The 2183-nt window shown below is 67.0% G+C and carries 2 protein-coding genes; one reads left to right on the top strand and one right to left on the bottom strand.

Annotation, left to right across the window (positions count from 1 at the left end; translation table 11 throughout):
* Window positions 1-292: 292 nt before the first annotated feature.
* Complete coding sequence (locus D1643_RS10685; protein ID WP_160710591.1) at window positions 293-904, top strand: helix-turn-helix transcriptional regulator; 612 nt, start codon at window positions 293-295, stop codon at window positions 902-904.
* A 679-nt stretch (window positions 905-1583) separates the two neighbouring features.
* Here the strand turns inward: D1643_RS10685 and D1643_RS10680 are convergent.
* A complete protein-coding gene (locus D1643_RS10680) occupies window positions 1584-2072 on the bottom strand; it encodes a transcriptional regulator (protein WP_160710590.1) in 489 nt (162 codons plus the stop codon).
* Between the last annotated feature and the right edge of the window lie 111 nt (window positions 2073-2183).

Raw genomic sequence — 2183 nt, 5'->3', positions numbered from 1 at the left:
CGCCGGGGCGCCGGGGCGGCGGGTGCATAACCGCCGCAATCTGCAGCCGGGGCCGCTTTCCCCGGGCCGCGCCCCGCACGCCGCGCGCCCCGGCCCCGCCTCGCCGAGCCTGCGACTGGACGGGAGCCCCGTCCCCGACGCCCGCCCGGCCCTGCCTCCTCCTCGCCTCACTGCCTTTTCCCTGGTCATCGGCTCTTGTCAAAGGGTTTTGGCAGCTTGAGGCCTCGGTGTCAAAGTCATTCGGTGGTACGATGGGGCGCCAGGAGGCACTCTTGTATTCGGAAGGACGGACATGCAGATCGGGCAGCAGATCAAGCGGCATCGGGCGCGGCTCGGGCTCTCGCAGGAGGAGTTGGCGGCGAGTATCTTCGTCTCGCGCCAGACCGTCTCCAACTGGGAGACTGACAAGACCTACCCCGACATCCAGAGCCTGCTTCTGCTGAGCGAGCGCTTCGACGTGTCCGTCGACGACCTGATGCGAGAGGATGTGGCCGCCATGCAGGAGATCATCGAGAACGACTGGAAGAAGATGTCGCGCCTCTGCGCGCTGGGCTGGGGGTTGACGTTGGCGGGCGTGGCGGCGTTCGCATTGCTGGCTGGTGAGGGCGGCATCTCGGGCATTGTGCCCGGCGTGCGAGAGGGAACCCTCTTGGGCGGCGTGCTGTTCCTCGGGGGCTGGGCGGCGGGCCTCGTATGTCTGCACCAGGTCGAACGCTATAAGAAGAAGAACGACCTGGTGACCTATCGCGACCTGGTGGCCTACTCCAAGGGCGAGGCTCCCGTGCGCGATGTGAGCGCCTTCGACCGGCGCCACCCGATGGCCTCCAAGCTGCTCATGGCCGCAGGTGCGGCCGTCATCGGCTTTGCACTGGCGTTTCTGGCCATGACCGCCTTCGGGTTGTAGCGGCGGGCGAGGGGTTTCCCGCCGCGTATCCGCCCGTGCTGGCAGGTGCTCATCTGACGCCTCCGCTGCTTCGTCCGGGGCACTCGCGCGACTCACAGTCTGTCTAGGCCCCTGGTTCGCTCGGCTTGCCATCTGCTCTGGCCTCCCCGGTTGGCGCGGATCGCCGCCTGTCGGGTGCCTCCCCGCTTGCCGACAATCACGTCGTGCCGTTCTGCCTGGCGTCCCGGTAGGCCGCCAGGGGCGTGCGCGCTGTCAAGCTGATCGGGGTTTTCAGGTCCGGCATGGCTCACTGCCTTAGATGACGAGGGCCTGGGGGGCGTGTCGGCCTGCGCCTCGCGCCCTCTTTGGGGCAGCCCCCCCATTCTGGGGCGGTTGGGGGGGGGGCTGCGTTCTCCCGCGTGGCGGTCTCACTGCCACTTTTTCCGCCGGAAATGGCACTGATCGTCAGTTTGGTACGCTTGCGGTAGCCCGTTGGAACCGCTGGTCGTGCCTCTGGGATTCGCGACCTGGGGTTTTGCCGTGCGCGGTATCCGGCGGACTTATTGCTAAGCGCCTGGCGCGCCGTTGCACCGTACCAAACTGACGATCAGTGCCAAAATTTCCGCGAAAGCTGGCAGTGAGCCTCCGAGGACGCGCTCGGTTGCGCCCTGGCCAGCGCTCGCCGCGCCCTGGCGCCTCTCTACCGCTGCTGTCGCTGGCGCTCCACCCACAGCCGCAGCTCCAGGGCGTTCTCGCTGATCTTGCCGAGCACGTCGAACACCTCGTCGAGCAGGGGCTTCTCGTCCTCGGTGATGCGGTCGTCCGCCACGATGGCCCGCAGCTTTTCCTTTACGTCGTCTATCTGGTCGAACGCGACGTTGAGGTTGAAGAGGGTGTAGTACACGTTGTTCACCACGGTGGGCGGATCCTCCACTACCGAGGCGCCCAGGGGGCACTGCTGGTGGCAGTGGGCCCACTTCAGCTGGGGCGTGCCGTAGGTCTCGGCCATGGCCGCCACGGCGTCGGCCGGGGGGATCGTGTCGCCGTTCTCGTAGCCTTTGAGGGAGCTCGCGGACACGGGGAATCCTGCTGCTGAGAGCGCTTCGGCGGCCTTCTCCTGGCTGGAGAAACGCTCAAGGCGGCTCTGGCGGTAGATGTTGTCTGGATCTTTGGGATGGTTGCGACCCATCAGGCTCCCTTTCCGCGACGCTCACGATGGCCCCATTGTAGCAAACGCCCTGATCGCCTCGAAGACGCGCTCGATCTCGGCTCCCCAACCCCCCCAACCCCCCAACCCCCC

The organism is Enterorhabdus sp. P55 (assembly GCF_009911695.1).
In the GTDB taxonomy this organism is placed as follows: domain Bacteria; phylum Actinomycetota; class Coriobacteriia; order Coriobacteriales; family Eggerthellaceae; genus Enterorhabdus.
The sequence above is the reverse complement of the archived record's forward strand: the minus strand, read 5'-3'. Positions and strand labels throughout refer to the sequence as shown.